Genomic DNA, 341 nt, shown 5'->3' on the forward strand with positions numbered 1-341 from the left:
TACCTGACAGTTATAAGGAGTTAGCCGGGTGTCAGAGGTTAACCCCATTTGCAGATGCCAGCTATACACTGAAGTTGCTTCCAACCCGACCATAACACAGCCTATATCATTAGCCTGGCAAATTTCGAGGATAAGTTGAACCAGAGATTCCATGCCCGGATTATCATTTGAGAAACGCTGGCGTTTAGTGATTGTTTCTCCCAGGTGGTCCATAAATTGAACCTTAAAATCTTTCATACTGACATCAATGCCGACAAAAAGGTTTCTCACAGTATCACCTCGCTTTCATAAAGAAAGTATAATGAAAATTGCTGCTGGGACCCAGGCATCATGGCCGGTCA

The 341-nt window shown here is 43.7% G+C and carries 1 protein-coding gene; it reads right to left on the reverse strand.

What is annotated here, in order from left to right; genetic code table 11:
* Window positions 1-270: transposase (locus JDF658_RS12480; protein ID WP_143312006.1), on the reverse strand; the 270-nt coding region annotated here is incomplete at its 3' end.
* Window positions 271-341: the final 71 nt, after the last annotated feature.

The organism is Carboxydocella sp. JDF658, assembly GCF_002049395.1.
In the GTDB taxonomy this organism is placed as follows: domain Bacteria; phylum Bacillota.